At 40.8% G+C, this 17,381-nt stretch carries 6 protein-coding genes; 5 read left to right on the top strand and 1 reads right to left on the bottom strand.

The features are described from left to right. Positions 1–58: 58 nt before the first annotated feature. Positions 59–1,879, bottom strand: a complete 1,821-nt coding sequence (locus tag ABGT15_RS01700; RefSeq protein ID WP_367229680.1) for a T9SS sorting signal type C domain-containing protein — start codon at positions 1,877–1,879, stop codon at positions 59–61. A gap of 685 nt (positions 1,880–2,564) precedes the next feature. On the opposite strand from ABGT15_RS01700, the gene ABGT15_RS01695 reads away from it, so the two are divergent. From ABGT15_RS01695 to ABGT15_RS01675, 5 genes are all read left to right on the top strand, one after another. Beyond that, the gene (locus ABGT15_RS01695; RefSeq protein WP_367229679.1) at positions 2,565–8,252 is read left to right on the top strand and encodes a GEVED domain-containing protein; all 5,688 of its coding nucleotides are present in this window, start codon (positions 2,565–2,567) and stop codon (positions 8,250–8,252) included. Positions 8,253–8,515: 263 nt separating this feature from the next. Continuing rightward, the gene (locus tag ABGT15_RS01690; protein ID WP_367229678.1) at positions 8,516–13,003 is read left to right on the top strand and encodes a T9SS sorting signal type C domain-containing protein; all 4,488 of its coding nucleotides are present in this window, start codon (positions 8,516–8,518) and stop codon (positions 13,001–13,003) included. A 233-nt stretch (positions 13,004–13,236) separates the two neighbouring features. Beyond that, the gene (locus ABGT15_RS01685; protein WP_367229677.1) at positions 13,237–14,529 is read left to right on the top strand and encodes a tail fiber domain-containing protein; all 1,293 of its coding nucleotides are present in this window, start codon (positions 13,237–13,239) and stop codon (positions 14,527–14,529) included. Positions 14,530–14,884: 355 nt separating this feature from the next. Beyond that, entirely contained in the window at positions 14,885–15,064 is a 180-nt protein-coding gene (locus tag ABGT15_RS01680; RefSeq protein WP_367229676.1) for a DUF5522 domain-containing protein, read from the top strand. A gap of 288 nt (positions 15,065–15,352) precedes the next feature. After that, positions 15,353–17,338 carry a urocanate hydratase gene (locus ABGT15_RS01675; protein WP_367229675.1) on the top strand — a complete coding sequence of 662 codons (1,986 nt, stop codon included), beginning with the start codon at positions 15,353–15,355 and terminating at the stop codon, positions 17,336–17,338. Positions 17,339–17,381 lie beyond the last annotated feature (43 nt).

The following is a 17,381-nucleotide window of genomic DNA, read 5'->3' as shown; positions in this document are numbered from 1 at the left end:
CACATTATAAAAAAAGTGCAACCCTAAGGCTGCACTTTTCAATTATTTAAAAAGGTTTTTAGTTATTTATGATAACTTTTTTACCTACTTCTTTATTATCAACTGTATTAAGTCTTACGATATAGACCCCTGTAGTTAAACTTGCTGTCGGGAAAGTATACTCGCTGTTGTTTCCTAAATCTGTTTTAGAAATCACAAGTTTACCGGCAATATCATAAACTGAACAAGACTCCAAGTTCATTAATTCAGGATTCTTTATTGTTAGATTTTTAGATCCGTTATCCTGGAACACAGCAAAGTTTTGCGAAATATCAGCATCATTGTTTGAAAGCGCTGCATCTCTGAAAGTAATTTCAAAACGATCTTTAACAACTCCTGCAGGCAAAGTAATCTCAAAGAAATTGTTTTTAATATCATAATACACATCTGTTTGTTTGTCATGCATGAAGATATGTTCAGCCAAATCGAAGTTGGTTAATTTCCCAACCGTAACTTTGAAAGTTGTTTGGGCATCAGCCTTGAAAGCAAACGGAATTCTTTTATCGATATCAAAAGCCAATGTAGAAATCACATACTGATTAGTATCATCTAAAGGAAAATAGGCGTCTCTAGGTAAGCTATACTCTGGGCACTTTGCATCCAACCCAGCATCAAAACCGTCATTTGCATGTGAATTGAACGCTAATGCTACTTCTCTTGAAAACTGATCATTTAATACGGTATGAATTTTAATCTGAGGTAATTCTTTACTTGAATATCGTGTATAATCCGTTCCCATTACATTTTGGATTTCATCCCAAGTATTACGATCCGTATTAGCAGAAGCTGTTCTTTCAAACTCAGAATTATTAGCTGCGCCTTCTTTTACGAAAACCCTGTATGAGTTTTTCATCACAGCATTCCCTAGAGCAATTCCCTCAACTTTGAATCCTTGACCAATCGGCGTAAACATTCTCTTGTAAGTACTACCGGTTGACACACCTGTTGTATTTAGGGTTCCATCGGGATTATAAGTATTCCATGTTGCAGCAGTATAGGTTCCTGGTGAAAAATCACCGTTGTTCGCTATATATGTTCCATAACCTCCTTGGTAAGCAGCCAAATAATGTGAATTTGTAGCATCATTATGTTCCCAAAAATATGCCGTTCCATTGATTGCCGCTAAATTTGCCGGATCTCTTAAAAATAAATTCAAGTTAATTGCAGACGGATAAGGGTTTCCTGTTAAGGTTCTCATTCCAGGTGCTACAGCAATGTTTATCGTTCCGTCATTTGGTTTACCTCTAAAATCATAACGCTGATTTGCTCCCGGATTGTTTGCACTGGTACCATCTGTCCCTTTCATAGTAAAACCTTCTCCTGCATTTAAAGTATTGGCAGCTCCAACATAAACCCAGTTAGCATAGGCATTTGAAGTTACAAATTTATAAATCCATCTCGTGGAAATTGTCAAAGGAGAAGCCACACCATTCAATCCTGCTGTGATTCCCGGATTATTTGAAGTAGTTAACCCTGTGATATCTTTTAACTGAGAGATTCCAAACGGATTGTTTACCGAAGTGGCTGACAAGACATTCCCTACTGGTGAACACCAATAGTTATAATCAAACCCATCAGCTGTTCCTTCCTGATAAACCGAAAGCGAACCCACACCTTTATTAGCACCAGCACCTGTAGTCCCCTGAAGCAATTGCGCATCACTTCTTAAATACATATTACTTGTTGTTGCATTAAGCTCTAAATCGCCTTTAACATACAACTGTTCGTTATTCACAAACACATAACTGTTTGGACTTACATACATTTGAGCAAATAACTGCTCCTGATTAAACATTGCTGCTACCAACAACAATGAACCTTTTAGTATTTTTGACTTCATAAGCACTTGGTTTTTAGTAAGATTCGACACTTTCAAACAAAAATATTTTATTTTTTCATTTAATGCAAAGTATTTCAACTTTTTTTATTCAAAATGTTTAAAAAAACAGATGAAAAGCTTTTTTTGACTTCAACGCACAAAATACTCTATTTTAAAATTAAGATGCAGCATCCAAAAAAATCAAGACAAAAGTAAGTCAAAACCTACCAAAAAAAATATTTAAGAGGTGTAAAAACCTACTTATTTTGTTAAAATATTTGTCATAAAATACTTTTTTGTTGTATTTAAAACAAAAAGAAAGGATCTTCCAAAAATCAAAATAACTATTCACGCATAGCTATTCCAAGGAAAAATCAAACACAAAAAGACCCGACATTACTTCAACAAATAAATTATAACCAAAAAAAATGTTGCTTATCGATTTTATTTAAAATAATTGACGCAACCCTCCTTAAATACATAGCAGATTTTAATTAAAATTGTAACTTTAGCAAATAGTTCAATTTTTTGTTTGTTAAATAACAAATCACCCATACAATTAATATTTTATTCTCAAAATCTTAAAATACAAACCTTTATTTTACAAAGTGGCTGTGTTTTTAAAATCCAGAATAAAGACCGACAAAAAAATGCGACTTTTTATTAATTTAAAATTCCAATTGCTCAAAATAAACTACAATTCTTTATGAAACAGATTTACGATTTATTAACCTGTTCTGGCCGCATTAACAACCAGAGCAATTTTACCAAAAAGGACAAAACAAAAACCAATAATCTGATATTGATTTTGTTTATGTTTTTTGGTTTTTCTAATGCTTTCGGGCAAACGGATTTAACTACAACCGGTGACGGTACATGGACTTGCCCTGCCGGCATTTTCACCATAAAAGTAGAAGTCATTGGCGGCGGCGGCGGCGTATCTGCTCCAGCCAGCAATGACTCTCGTGGCGGCGGCGGCGGCGGTGCCTACTCACAGCGAACCACCATGAATGTAACGCCCGGCAATATTTATAATTTCACCATAGGAAGCGGTGGCGACACATCTGGCTCTAGTGGTGGTGACACCTATTTTGGAAACACCGCAGCGGGCAACCCAACAGGCGCAGTTGCTTTGGCAAAAGGAGGAACCGGTAATACAGGAATCGCTGCTGTTGCAGGTGGTGCTTCTGCTTCAGGCACAGGAGACATTAGAACATCTGGAGGAGCTGGTGCAGCAAGAGTTAACACAGGATCAGGCGGTGGTGGCGGTGGCGCTGGCGGAATCTCAACAAATGGCGGCGCAGGTCTTAACAATACTGGTGGTGCTCCCGGCACAGGTTATCCTTTTATAGCACCAAATACAGGATACGGAGGAAACAGCCGAAACACCGCAGGTAGCGGAACGGCCGGATTTAATTATGGCGGAGGAGCTGGAGCAAGTGTAAGAAGTGGTGGATCAGGTAATAACGGCGTAGCAGGTGCTCAAGGAGTTATCAGAATAACACCAATCTATGGAACTCCAACCGTTACATCCTTCACACCTACATCTGGTTGCATTGGAACATCCGTTACAATTACTGGAACAAATTTTTCAGGAGCAAGCATAGTATCCTTTAACGGCACTAATGCAATATTCACAATAAACACAATAACACAAATTACCGCAACCGTACCAGCTGGAGCAACAACAGGCACAATTGCAGTAACCACTCCAGGAGGAACCGGAACATCTGCCGGAAGCTTCACTATCACTCCAACTCCCGCAGCAATAGGTGGTGGAGCAGCAACGGTATGTGTTGGCGCAAACACTCCCGCTTTCACAAATGCTGTAGGCGGAGGTACTTGGTCAATTACCAACGGCTCAGGTTCTGCATCAATAACTGTAGGAGGTGTAGTAACTGGAATCAGTGCGGGTAACGCCACTGTAGTATATACAATTGGCACCTGTAGCTCATCTACCCCTATAACTATAAATAATGTCCCAGCAATAACAACAAATCCTTCCAATGCAAGTATCACTGCAGGAACAAACACTTCTTTCTCTGTTGTAGCTTCTAACACCCCAACAAGTTATGTTTGGGAAGTTAGCATTGACGGAGGCAGCACTTGGTCAACCGTAACCAATGGAGGCGTTTACAGTGGTGCTACCACGGCAACATTATCATTAACTGCGGTTCCAGCAAGCATGGATAGTTACAGATATAGAGCAAGAGCTACAAACTCCTGTGGTTCTTCCGCTAATTCTACAGTAGCAATCTTAAGCGTTACTCTTTCCTACTGTACACCTTCATTTACTTCGGCTGTTGAACCAATAAGCAATGTAACTTTCAACACCATTAACAACAGTTCCGCGAACGTATGTGGTGCCGGTACAAGCTATGAAAACTTCACTGCGGTAAGCACTAATGCCTTTAGAGGTTTTAGCTACACGCTTTCTGTCACAGCCAATACTTGTGGCAATTGGACCGATTACATTTATGCGTATTTCGACTGGAATAGAGACGGCGATTTTGTTGATGCCGGTGAATCGTACAACCTGGGAACCATCAATAATACAACTGCAGGAGTACTGACCCAATCCATCACAATTCCGGCTGGAGCATCTTTAGGCTCAACAAGAATGCGAATAATTAAGAATTTTGCCTCAGCTCCAACGGATCCTTGTAGAACAGGAGCCGGATTTGGTCAGGCCGAGGATTACACCATCAACATAATCAATGCTCCTGTCTGTGCTGCACCGACAGCTCAACCAACAGTATTCAGCCCTATTGCCGGAGGAACCTCAATTACAGGCAGTTTCACAGCAGCCTCACCTGCTCCTGATAGTTATTTAGTTGTAATCAGTACGTTCAACACCGCACCGTCAGCTCCTGTAAACGGGACTTCATATGCCATAGGAAGCTCTTTAAGTTCAGGCTATATTGTAGTAGATAACGATACTAACACAACCTTTACTGCAACAGGATTAAACAATAATACAACCTATTATTTTTACATCTATTCGTTCAACGGAATTTGCACAGGAGGACCTTTATACCTAACAACGAGTCCATTAACAGGAAATGCTACAACCACTGCTGTTTTACCTAGTTACTGTACTCCATCATCAACGAATTCATCCGCATACATTTCCAGCATACGTTCTGTTGGAACCATTAGTGATGTAACTAACGGGCCTACAACATATTCAGCCGGCGGTTACGGAAATTATTCAGGAACCACAATTGCAACACAAGTAGCGGGTAGCGGAATCAACTTGGAAATCATTGTTTCCGGAACCTACACCAATCCACCATGTTCGTCAACTTCTCAATTTATTAAAACCTGGGTAGATTGGAACAAAGACGGTGATTTTGACGATTCGGGAGAACAAGTATATATTTCCGGAACAGATGCAGCACCTGTAGCTACAGCACTTGACAACATTTACGGTTTCGTTGTACCAGCCGGTACATTCCCGGGCAATTACAGAATGCGCGTAAGAACAAGAGCTTATTGCGACTCTGCCACTTTATTGCCTTGTGGTACAGCTTACACTACCGGAGAAACGGAAGATTACACCATACGAATAGTTGAAGATTGTCCGTCAAAGATAACATCAGTTACCAATGGCTCTGCTTGCGGACCCACTAATACAGTGACTTTAAATGCTACAAAAACTGCTACCGCAACCGGTTTCAGATGGTACACAACCGCTTCTGGTGGTGCACCAATCGCTACTACTGCCAGTGGCTCTTGGACTACTCCATCAATAAGCACCACTACAACCTATTACGTAACCGCTTATGACGGTGTTTGCGAAACCATTCACAGAACACCTGTTATCGCAACAATTTTACCTACTTCCAACATCACAGTAACCCCATCGGTTCCTGAAGTTTGCGGAGAAGGCAATGTGGTTCAGATTTCTGCAACAGGTGACTTTGTTACAGAAACGCTGTTATTACAGGATTTTGAAGCAGGCATGTCTCCTTTCACAGTAACTACACCGGTTTCTACAAACGCAGGAGCAGATACCCCTTGGAGTGTAAAAACAAGTCCTTATGTACCAAACTCAACTTCTGTATGGCGTCCTGCCGTGAACTCTGGAGCCGTAGGCACAACAGGTAATCGCTTTGCTTTTACCACTTCGGATTACAACAATTCGAACATCGAAACTATCATGACTTCACCGTCGATTGATGCTTCTTTATACACATCATTAACATTAACATACAATCATATTTATGGTGCTTTCTCTGGAGACAGCGGAAGACTTGAGGTTTCTGTTAACGGTGGTGCCTGGTCAGCTCCCGTAATTACTTACACTACAGATACTGGCACACCATCAGCATTCGCATCACAAACGGTAAATTTCACGCCTTATGCCGGTGTTACCGACTTGAGATTCAGGTTCCGATACATCGCACAGTGGGATGATGGTTGGGCTATCGACAACATCAAACTGGAAGGAGTAAAACCTTTAAACACGACATTTACATGGACAGGAGGAAGCGTTAACGCGTTTATTGATCCTGCATTAACTATACCTTATGTTGCGCAAAGCGTCACAACGGTTTATGTAGTACCTACAGCTGTGCAGCTAGCAGCTCCTTCTTGGTCCTTTACAGCCAACGCAACTTTAGGTAACGGATGTCCGGTTTCACAATTGGTTACCATCAACAACAAAACAAAACTATGGAAAGGCACAGTTGATAACAACTGGTACAACCCTAACAACTGGGAACCGGTTGGTGTTCCGGATGCCAACACCTGTGTTTTCGTTTATGATGGTCCATTCGATTCAAGAATCAACAACACATCCAATAATGCTTATGCAAAAACACTAACTGTTAGACCAAATGGTGATCTTCAGATTTTACCAAACAACACTTTAACAGTAACTGACGCCGTAACAGTTGACAACAATGGTCTTTTCAATCTTGAAAATGCTTCGAGCTTGATTCAGATTAACAACGTAGCCAACAGCGGAAACATCAACATGAAGCGAAATGTAAATATTCGCAGATTAGATTATGTTTATTGGTCTTCACCTGTTGCCAATTTCGCATTACCAAATGTTTCACCGGCAACAACAGGCTATAAATGGAAATGGACACCAACCATACCGACAAATCTTAATGGTTTTGGAAACTGGGCATACACTACGGAAAGCATGACACTTGGAAAAGGTTATATTGTAAGAGGGCCTGATGCCTACACTACCGCTTTCCAAAACTATACCGCAACTTTTACCGGTGTACCGAATAACGGAACTATCACAATCCCAATAAGCAGAGGCACGTATGACGGCGCCAACTATGCAACAGGTGTTTCACCAACCCCGGCGACTAAAGATGACGACAACTGGAATCTGATTGGTAATCCATACCCATCTGCCATTCATGCCGATAACTTCCTGGCCAACAACACCAATATTGCCGGATTCATCAAATTATGGACACATGGAACATTACCATCAAATGCAATTGCCGATCCTTTTTATCAGAATTTCGTATTAAATTATACGGTTGCAGATTATATCACATACAATTATTTAGGCTCACTGAGCCCAGTGTTTGACGGAAGAATTGCCGCAGGCCAGGGTTTCTTTGTCTTGATGAACCATACTTCTGCTGCCGCTACAGAAAATGTAACTTTTGCTAATACATTACGAAGCAATACGTACCGAAATGATCAATTCTTCAGAAACGAAACTGAAGAGGCCGGTGTGGAAAAAAACAGAATCTGGCTGGATTTAATTGCACCAAACAACAGTGCAAGCAGAACATTATTAGGTTATGCAAGCGGAGCCACAAATGGCTTTGATCGCTTGTACGATGCACCAGCTCTGGATGTAAAAGCTAATTTTGAAATCTACTCCTTAATTGGAACGGAGAAATTCAATATCCAAGGAAAAGCAGTACCGTTTGACAGTAATGATATTATCCCTTTAGGCTTCAAAACACCTCAAGCCGGCAACTATACAATAGCTATAGCAAAAACTGACGGGTTATTTACAGACAATACTAATCTCAATATTTATTTGGAAGACAGACTGCTTAATATTATTCATAATTTAAAAGCTGCTCCTTATACTTTTACAGCCGAAATGGGGATTTTCGATAACCGCTTTGTAATACGTTATACAGAAAGCACATTAAGCACTGACGATATCACAAACCTTGAGAATTCAGTTTTTGTTTATACAAACGACATGCTTAATGTTAAGTCAAATTCCGAACTCTTGAAAGAGGTTGCAGTATATGATATTCAGGGAAAATTGTTATATGATAACAAAAACATACAAAGCAATATTTTGTCTATTAGTCAGCTGAATCCAAAAACTGCTGCTTTATTGGTTAAAATTACCTTAACTAACGGGATAACGCTAACCAAAAAAGTAATCTTCTAAGTGGATTAATTTTACAAATCATTCTTACAAAAAAGAGGCTCATCATTGTGAGCCTCTTTTTTTTTGTACACAGACATTTTATTACAACATTTTCAATTCGTTTTGTTATTTAAATACGAAAAAATGTATTTCATCGATAATTTTAAGAGTTTTAGCACCAACTTTGTTTTTTTTGTCGATTAAATTTATATTTTTAACGATATTTTAATTATTTCATAATATTTTACTAACTACTAAAAAAACAAATGTAAAGTTTTACCAAAATGAAAGATTATTACGCCAAAAAAAACAATTTATTTAAAACCAAGTTCAAATTACACTACTTATTCTTATTACTATGGTCATGCCTAATTAATGCGCAAACCACAGACAATATTACTACCGTAGGCTCGGGAACTTGGACAGTACCTGCTGGAGTTACCTCCATTACCATTAGGGCATGGGGAGGCGGTGGCGCCGGAGGGGGCTCCACTACAGATAACAAAGGAGGCTCTGGTGGTGGTGGTGGTGGCCACACTACAAACACTTTTACAGTGACCCCTGGACAAGTCATCCCCTACACTATAGGTGCGGGAGGAACAAACACGGTAGGTGGAGCAGGAACAAGCGGTGGAAACACAACCATTTTAACATTAACAGCAAATGGAGGTGTTGGTGGTGGTGCCGACAAATCGACTCCCGGTGCGGGCGGAACCGCAACTGGCGGAACCAACACTTCTGGCGGTAACGGATCCATTGGAAACACCAAAGGCAACGCTGGCGGTAATGGTGCCGCAACCGGCGGAACCGGTGGAGCAGGTAACGTATCTGACAATCCAGGAAATCCAGGTAACGCGCCAGGCGGTGCCGGCGGCGGTGGAGAACATAACGGTGCCAGTGTAGCCGGAGGTAATGGTGCAAGAGGAGAAATCCGCATCACCTACACAAGTACTCCTTGTGTAAGCGCAACTACCTTAGCCTGTGGAACTACTAATTTAGCAGGAACAACCGTTGGCAGTACTTTATTTACGCACGGATCAGGATGCTCCATGAGTGATTACGGAAAATGGTATACTTTCGTTGGAGACGGACAACAAACCACAATTTCATCAACGGCAGGTTCAGGTTTTGATCACGAAATGTCAATTTCTTCAGGAAGCTGCGGAACTTTAACCAGCATCACATGTCAGGACAGCGCATTATCTGGTGGCACTGAATCCTATACCTTTACAGCAGTAAACGGAACAACCTATTATGTATATATTGCACATTATTCATCCGGAAGTACAACAACGGGAACTTTCACAATTTCCAGAAGCTGTACTGCAGGACCACCTCCGGTTACTAATGATGAGTGCGCCGGTGCAATTGCCTTAACAGTAAGCGGCAACTGCTCCTACGCAACATACACTAATGCCGGTGCAACCGCAAGCGCAGGAGTTCCCGCTCCAGGCTGTTCAACATATTCCGGTGGTGACATTTGGTTTTCTGTAACGGTACCGGCTAATGGACAAATTACAGTAGACACACAAACAGGGGTAATCACAGACGGTGGAATGGCACTCTATACAGGTACTTGTGGAAGTTTAACCTTGTTAGAATGTGACGATGATGACAGTGCGAATGGATTAATGCCAAGTATCACAAGAACTGGTTTAACACCGGGTTCTACTATTTATATTCGTTTTTGGGAGTATGCTAATGACAATAACGGAACTTTTGGAATTTGCGTTTCCTCTCCTTTATGTGGTAGCCCTGCACCTACTGGTATAGTCGCAACTCCTACATCAGACACAACAGCTACATTAGCTTGGACTGCATCGGCACCTGCACCTGCAAGTGGATACGATTATTACATTTCAACAACAAACACAGCACCTACCAGCGGAACTACTCCAACAGGAAGCACAGCTGCAGGGGTAACTACAGCCAATCTTACAGGATTAACAAGTGGCGAAACTTATTATATCTGGGTACGTTCGGATTGCGGCGGTACTGACGGCGCTTCAATGTGGTCAGCTGTAACTGTTGTAACCATGCCTTTATGTCCTGCATTTGGACCAGGAACCGGAACTTCAACATTAGGTTGTCCTAATGTAATATCGGGAGGATTGAACTTAAACGGTGCTGACCCATCCCCTATTACTTGTGCAACTGGTAACTGTGTTGATCTTGAAGCAGATTATTTACAATTAGGAAATACTACGGCATATACCGTAGAATCTATCCCTTTCAGCCCACCGTATCAATTCAGCTGTCTTAGAAATCCTGTAAGTGTGGACGATGACGATGTATGGTCACCTATAGTAAACTTACCTTTCAACTTCTGTTTTTACGGAAACAGCTACAATCAATGTGTAATTGGCTCTAATGGTGTTTTAACATTTGATGCATCAAAAGCGAACACATCATCAGGATTCTCATTTAGCAATAATCTACCTAGTACAACAGGCGCCTTATTCGCCAATTCTATCTTTGGAGTATATCATGATATCGATCCTAGATACGGTGGCCAGGTTGGCTGGGAACTTATCACATTAAATACGGGTTGTAGAGCCTTGGTTGCTTCTTGGAGCGATGTACCAATGTTTGACGACAACAGCATTCTTTACACCGGTATGATGGTTCTATATGAAAACACAAATGTGATTGAAGTATACATTAAAGAAAAAAGAGTTGATGGTACCTGGAATGGTGGAAATGCAATTGTAGGTATTCAAAACGCAACGGGAACTGCAGCAACTGTAGCTCCGGGAAGAAACTCCCTTGATCCAGACTGGACCGTTTTACCTGCAACAGGTGAAGCTTGGCGATTTGTACCATCTGGGTCTTCAATCACAACAATAAACTGGTATGAAGGACCAACAGCTACCGGTCCGGTTATCGGAACTACTCCAACAATTACTGTTTGTCCAAGTGCAACAACAGTTTATACTGCAGAGATCACTTACACACTTTGTAATGGCACTACAGTTAAAGAAAATGACCAGACAACAGTTACTGTTAACGCTAACAAAATATGGAATGGTTCTGCAGGAACCAACTGGAATACTGCTGCAAACTGGACACCGGCTGGTGTTCCACTTGCAACTGAAGGTGTATCAATTCCTAACACCGTTAACAAACCAATAGTAACTGGTGGTGCAAATGCAGTTGCTTGTAGTGTTAGCATTCAAAACGGAGGGGTTTTAACAGTAGATCCTAACAACACTATAACAGTTACAAATGCTGTGACTATTGCGGCAGGTGGAGACATGGTACTTGAAAATTCCGGAAGCTTGGTACAGATTAACAATTCTGTCAATTCCGGTATCGCACACATTAAACGCACATCACAACCAATGTACCGTTTAGATTACACCTATTGGAATTCTCCGGTAACAGCAGCTTCCGGTTTTACAGTAGGCAATTTAACCTCAGGAACATCTCACATATACAGATACTTACCAACAGTATCGGGAGCAAACGGAATATGGTCTGCTTTAGGTACTGGAGCTGTAATGAATCCTACTTATGGAGTAATAGCAAGAGCACCGGGAACTTTCCCATCTACAGGAACAAAACAAAGTTTCACAGCAAATTTCACAGGAACTCCTAACAACGGAATCATCACCATGCCTATTTCTAAAGGAACAAACGCCAATATTGGAAGTACAACACCTAGTGGCGGTTCTACAGTAGTTACGGATGCTGATGACGAGTGGAACTTAATTGGTAACCCATACCCTTCAGCCATCAACATTGTAAGCTTCTTAAACAACCCTGCGAATGTACCTGTAGTAGACGGAACAGTTTATTTGTGGACTCACAACACTTTACCGACGACTGCTACACAAGATCCTTTCTACGGAAATTACGTTTACAATTACACCGTAAACGATTATGCTACAGTAAACTCATTAGGCGCAACCAGTACAGCCTCAACAGGAGGTACAATGCCAACACATTTTATTGCTTCAGGACAATCGTTCTTTATCAGTGCTGATGACGCAATGACGAATGGCACTACAGGCAACGTGACCTTCAACAATAGTATGCGTGTTACCAACAGTAATAACAATTTCTATAGAGATTCTTCAGAAACAAGTGATACAAACGGGTTTAACAAACAACGTTTATGGTTGAATCTTTCCAACAACAATGGTGGCTTTAGTCAAATTTTAGTAGGATATGCTGAAAATGCCACTTTAGGTTGGGACAGAGGTTTTGATGGTGAAGCTTTAGCAGGAAATGCTGTTAAATTCTACTCTTTCACCGGAAACAAAAAACTTACCATCCAGGGACGTCCTTGGCCTTTCATTCAGGAAGATGTAGTACCGTTAGGTTTTAAAGCAACTGTACAAGGAAGCTATACAATCGGCATTGACCATATGGATACCGATTTCAACAACAACAACATTTACCTTGAAGACAAAATGCTAAATGTGATACACAACCTGAAGCTTGCTCCTTATAGCTACACTTCAGCAGCAGGAACATTTGACAACCGCTTTGTATTACGATATGCAGAAAGCACTCTAGGTAATGAAGAAGTTGCAAACATTGAAGCTTCTGTAAACGTGTACAATAACCACGGTATTAACGTAACCTCTTCATTGGAAAACATCAAAACCGTAACCGTTTTTGATGTTCTAGGAAGAAAAATTGATGAGTACAAAAATGTTAACACTAATCAACTGGAATTATACCGATTGGTTTCTACCAACAATGCATTAATCATCAAAGTAACTTTGGAAAACAATATTGAAATAAGTAAAAAGATCATTTACTAAACTTCGTTAGTCTTTCATATTTTTAAATGGGTTCTGGATTTTTCAGAACCCATTTTTTTTAACAAAACATTACTTAATTAAAATAATTTAACTTTAACAGACTCAACTGTTATTAAAAAACAAAGAATAAACTTACATTTGTGTATTTTATCGATATTTTATGCACTTTTATCGATATTTTTAGTGAGCCCGAAAGTTAAACTATACTTTCGCGCGCTATAAAACTAACTGAAATGAAACTTTCTACCCTAAATGTATTATTTATTTCCCTAATTGCTTTTAGCTTATCGGCTAATGCACAAGTCGGAATCAGTACCACTACGCCACAAGCATCACTGGATATTACCTCTACAAATGACGGTTTGTTAATTCCGCGTATTTCTCTGTCCGCTACAAATGTGGCCACTGTAATTACGCCTACAACATCGGAAATTGTATACAACACAAATACTTCTGCTGTAGGACCAAACCAAGTAACGCCAGGTTTCTACTACTGGAATGGCACTTTATGGGTTAGACTAGCAACTGGCGGCAACACCGATTGGACAACGACGGGTAACGCCGGAACAGCTGCGGGAACTAATTTCATAGGAACCACAGACGCACAGGATTTACGATTTAAAACAAACGGAAACAATCGCTTAAACATTTCCAATACAACCGGTCAAATTCAATCGTATACTGCAGGAACTGCAACAGCTCCAGCCTTTTCATGGTTTGGAGACGACAACACTGGTGTATACCAAGGCGGTACAGACGTCCTAGCTTTTACAACAGGAGGTAGTGAAAAAATGAAAATGAATACTACAGAAGCCGTTGTTAACGATTCACAAGGTAACTTTGACTTCAGAATTGAAGGTGACAACACACAATATGCACTTTTTTCAGACGCGAGCAGTGATGCCGTAATCTTTGGATCGACAGGGACATTATCACAAAACGGCCTTTCATTCAATACCACAAACTTATCACCAAATCCATCCAATTACAGCACTACGATTGATTACGTTGCAGACTTTGACAACGGTTTATCAAGAGGAACCACTATGGGATTAGGGTCTATTGAATATTTAGTAGACGGAGAAGCGGAATTATTTGTAAGCGACAGCTTTTCACCAAATGTAAATGTAACGTACGATTTAGGTTTTGCAATTAGCTGGGATGACGTTTATGCTGATGATTTTTGGAACGTATCAGACATCAGAGCAAAGAAAGACATTACTCCGATGAAATACGGTCTTAAAGAAATCATGAAACTAAGCACAATTTCATACAAACTTAAAGATGATCCATTCCAAGACAAAAAAATTGGTTTAATCGCTCAGGAAGTAAACCAATTCGTTCCGGAAGCCTCTAAAACAGAGGACATGAAGAAAAACGAAAAAGGTGAATTCGAAAAAGTACAATTAGAAAAAATACGCGTTTCTTATGTAAACTTAGTACCGGTACTTATCAAAGCAGTACAGGAACAACAAGCTACAATAGAAGCCCTAGAAAAAAGACTTTCAGCTTTAGAAAAAAAATAGCTATAAAAAACTCAAAAACTTCCAAAAAGACCTCTGCCTTAAATAGCCGGGGTCTTTTTCGTTAGCGTAGGCTTCTCGCTCAAAACTGATATTCCGATACGCTGTGTAACGGTTCTTAAACTGGGCCCATCGCAGTAAAAACTCAAGCCCATACCAAACAAAAAAGGGTACTACCAAAAGCTCCAACTGTTGCCGAATATGTATCCTTTCGTGATTCATCACAACTACATTCCTCCTATCCTCCTCATGGGTTAAGACGATAAAAGGAAAGAGCGTTATTCCCCGAAAGCCTCTTGGCGTTAAAAATTTTAATACAAGTACAATCATTACGTGTAAAGTTCCTAAATTTGTGGCTATGAATAACACATTAGACCCTAATAATTTAAAAGAAGGGGAAGATTTTTATTATACACCCGAAGGTTACAAATGTTTTACCGAAACGTACCATTTAAAACGCGGGTATTGCTGCAAAAGCGGCTGCCGTCATTGCCCGTATGGCTTTGACAAAAAAACAGGAGAAATTACTAAAAAATAGTTGGGCGTTCCCCTGCGGGTCGGGCTATTCGCAAGTACATGGTACTTTGCTGCTATCCCTAACGCGGCCCTGACTTTTTAAAAAAAAACACAGCTAAAAAATGGACATCCATTTTCAAAAATACAGAGTCAAAATCCACAAGTCCTACCATCGGTCGGACATTCGTTATCCCTAGGTTTCACTGAAAAAATCATCAGTAAACCTATATACAAACCGTAGTTCGGAATGCTTCAGTGTCTAAAAAAAATCAACGCTTTTGCAACTCCGCAACTCAGTAACTCAAAAAAAATGACTTTTCAAGAACAAATACTGGAAGGGATTCCATCCGTTTTACCACAACCAAAAGCTTACGAAGCAAGCATCAACCACGCACCAAAGCGTAAAGAAATATTAACCGACGAAGAGAAAAAACTGGCCATTACCAACGCCTTACGTTATTTCGAACCAAAACACCATGCCGAGTTAATCCCTGAATTCAAAGAAGAATTAGAAAAATACGGCCGTATTTACATGTACCGCTTACGTCCGGATTATGAAATGAAAGCCCGCCCAATTTCCGAATATCCCGGAAAATCAGAACAGGCAAAAGCCATCATGCTGATGATCCAAAACAACTTGGATTATGCCGTGGCACAACATCCGCATGAATTAATTACCTATGGTGGAAACGGAGGCGTTTTCAGCAACTGGGCACAATACCGCTTAACCATGAAATACTTGGCCGAAATGACCGAGGAACAAACCCTTGTCATGTATTCCGGCCATCCAATGGGACTGTTCCCTTCGCACAAAGACGCGCCAAGAGTAGTCGTAACCAACGGAATGATGATCCCGAACTATTCCAAACCAGACGATTGGGAAAAATTCAACGCTTTAGGCGTAACCCAGTACGGACAAATGACTGCAGGAAGTTATATGTACATCGGCCCACAAGGAATCGTACACGGAACAACCATCACAGTATTGAACGGTTTTAGAAAAATCGAAAAGAACCCAAGCGGAAACTTGTTCGTAACATCAGGACTTGGAGGAATGAGTGGCGCACAACCCAAAGCAGGAACCATTGCGGGTTGCGTTACGGTTTGTGCCGAAGTGAATCCAAAAATTACCAGAATCCGTCACGAACAAGGCTGGATCCATGAAGTTATTGAAGATTTGGACGAATTGGTAGCTCGCGTGCGCAAAGCTCAGGCTGCTAAAGAAATCGTTTCCATTGCTTACTTAGGAAATATCGTAGAGGTTTGGGAAAAATTCGATCAGGAAAACCTTCACATCGATTTAGGTTCCGACCAAACTTCGTTACATAATCCTTGGGCCGGCGGTTATTATCCGGTTGACATCTCTTTTGAAGATGCTAACGAGATGATGGCCAACAACCCGGAACAATTCAAAATTGAAGTACAAAGAACATTGCGTCGTCATGCCGCAGCCATCAACAAACATACTGCCAAAGGCACTTACTTTTTCGATTACGGAAATGCATTTCTATTGGAAGCTTCCCGTGCCGGAGCCGATGTAATGGCCGAAAATCCAACTTTAGGAAGAGAATTCAAATACCCTTCTTACGTTCAGGATATTATGGGCCCTATGTGTTTCGACTATGGTTTTGGGCCGTTCCGTTGGGTATGCTGCTCCGGAAAACCGGAAGATTTGGTAAAAACTGACAAAATTGCTTGTGATGTTTTAGAAGAAATGATGAAAAATTCGCCTTCTGAAATCCAGCAGCAAATGGCCGACAACATCCAATGGATCAAAGGCGCACAGGAAAATAAATTGGTAGTAGGCTCTCAAGCCCGAATCTTATATGCCGATGCAGAAGGAAGAACCAAAATCGCCGAAGCATTCAACCAAGCCATTGCAAAAGGCGAAATCGGCTACGTAGTTTTAGGACGTGACCATCACGATGTATCCGGTACCGACTCCCCTTACCGCGAAACATCCAACATATACGACGGCTCTCGTTTTACTGCTGATATGGCCATCCACAACGTAATCGGAGACAGTTTCCGAGGCGCAACTTGGGTGTCCATTCACAACGGAGGCGGCGTTGGCTGGGGCGAAGTAATCAACGGTGGCTTTGGTATGGTTCTTGATGGTAGTAAAGAAGCCTCAAGACGCTTAGAATCAATGCTTTTCTGGGATGTAAACAACGGAATTTCCAGAAGAAGCTGGGCCAGAAACGAAGGGGCCATGTTCGCCATAAAACGTGCTATGGAAGCACAACCGTTATTAAAAGTAACCATCCCTAATTTAGTGGATGATTCGTTATTATAGTTAGAAGTTTAGGTTTTATACTCAGGTAGACGGAACAACTTTA

It is taken from the genome of Flavobacterium enshiense (assembly GCF_040750275.1).
GTDB lineage: Bacteria > Bacteroidota > Bacteroidia > Flavobacteriales > Flavobacteriaceae > Flavobacterium > Flavobacterium enshiense_B.
This window is presented reverse-complemented; position numbering and strand designations above follow the sequence as displayed.

What these genes read in the sequence shown, in the direction of transcription:
- ABGT15_RS01700 (WP_367229680.1), bottom strand. Translation starts at nt 1,879, where the DNA reads ATGAAGTCAAAAATACTAAAAGGTTCATTGTTGTTGGTAGCAGCAATG.
- ABGT15_RS01695 (WP_367229679.1), top strand. Translation starts at nt 2,565, where the DNA reads ATGAAACAGATTTACGATTTATTAACCTGTTCTGGCCGCATTAACAAC.
- ABGT15_RS01690 (WP_367229678.1), top strand. Translation starts at nt 8,516, where the DNA reads ATGAAAGATTATTACGCCAAAAAAAACAATTTATTTAAAACCAAGTTC.
- ABGT15_RS01685 (WP_367229677.1), top strand. Translation starts at nt 13,237, where the DNA reads ATGAAACTTTCTACCCTAAATGTATTATTTATTTCCCTAATTGCTTTT.
- ABGT15_RS01680 (WP_367229676.1), top strand. Translation starts at nt 14,885, where the DNA reads ATGAATAACACATTAGACCCTAATAATTTAAAAGAAGGGGAAGATTTT.
- ABGT15_RS01675 (WP_367229675.1), top strand. Translation starts at nt 15,353, where the DNA reads ATGACTTTTCAAGAACAAATACTGGAAGGGATTCCATCCGTTTTACCA.